At 34.8% G+C, this 975-nt stretch carries 2 protein-coding genes and 1 pseudogene; all 3 read right to left on the minus strand.

Annotation, left to right across the window (positions count from 1 at the left end):
* Positions 1 to 266: 266 nt before the first annotated feature.
* Complete coding sequence (locus tag DW657_RS18075) at positions 267 to 428, minus strand: hypothetical protein (RefSeq protein ID WP_158577429.1); 162 nt, start codon at positions 426 to 428, stop codon at positions 267 to 269.
* A 39-nt stretch (positions 429 to 467) separates the two neighbouring features.
* Positions 468 to 683 (minus strand): hypothetical protein, encoded by a 216-nt coding sequence (locus tag DW657_RS17435; protein ID WP_118313589.1) that lies wholly within the window; start codon positions 681 to 683, stop codon positions 468 to 470.
* Positions 684 to 718: 35 nt separating this feature from the next.
* Positions 719 to 975, minus strand: a pseudogene (locus DW657_RS18080) (hypothetical protein); the annotation flags it as partial.

Here is a 975-nt window from a genome sequence, read left to right on the forward strand (position 1 = left end):
TCCTTCATGCTTTGTATTACAGATTCTTTGCTCATTGCTTAACCTCCACAATAAAATGTTTTTTAATATGTTTCTCTGTCTTTAACCTAGACTTGAACTTATGTTCTTTAACCATCCAGTAAGGATGATGGTAATCTATGTATTCAATAATATAAGCTTTTCTGCTAACCTTTATTATCTTATACTCGTTACAATAGGTTCGATATTCAAATCTAATCATATTCTCTTCTTTTTACCCTCTCCCTTTTACAGGAGAGGGTGGTTAGTTAATCTTCGACCTCCTTTACAGAAACATCACAACCATAAAGAGGTGACTCGTCATATTCTTTAGCCTCACACTCAATAGCTTCACGAATAGCTCTTTTCAATGACATTTCAGACTCATTAATTTCGCCTTTTACTATTACTAAAAACATTCTTTCTTCCATATTACTATCTATTTATATCCCATAAGGGATGGTTAGTTACTAAACTCGATCAAACTCTTTCTGAAGTCTCTGTTTAGTATCTGAAATAAGCTGGTGTAACTTGCCACTAAATTCTTTATCCCCGTGACATAAATTATAAAGACCATTTTCTAGCAGGTGATCAGTATTTTTATTTCTCGACCAATATTCCATACAATCTAACTTGGACAATAAATATTTAATATCTTTTGCTCTTTCTAATTTGTCTATATTCATATTACTATCTATTTATATCCTTTGCAGGATGTCAGTTACTCCTCAACTTCAACAAACTTTCCGTTTTTAAGTCGATACCAAGTATCTGCCTTGACATTTTCTCCGTCAACGTACTCTGTCTTAACGCATACTGGAACATTATGATTTTTCTCATCGCTCCATTTCCACTCTGCAAGCGTTATCCATGAGCCTACCTTTGCTTTGGCTCTGGAACTATTGCCAGCGCACATAATAACGGAATCTTCTCCAGTGCTATCAATCTGAGCAGAGTCACCGCTTGAACCAATCTTAG

The sequence above is a fragment of the Prevotella sp. AM23-5 genome (assembly GCF_003473645.1).
GTDB classification, from domain to species: Bacteria; Bacteroidota; Bacteroidia; order Bacteroidales; family Bacteroidaceae; genus Prevotella; species Prevotella copri_A.

What these genes read in the sequence shown, in the direction of transcription:
- DW657_RS18075 (WP_158577429.1), bottom strand. Translation starts at nt 428, where the DNA reads ATGGAAGAAAGAATGTTTTTAGTAATAGTAAAAGGCGAAATTAATGAG.
- DW657_RS17435 (WP_118313589.1), bottom strand. Translation starts at nt 683, where the DNA reads ATGAATATAGACAAATTAGAAAGAGCAAAAGATATTAAATATTTATTG.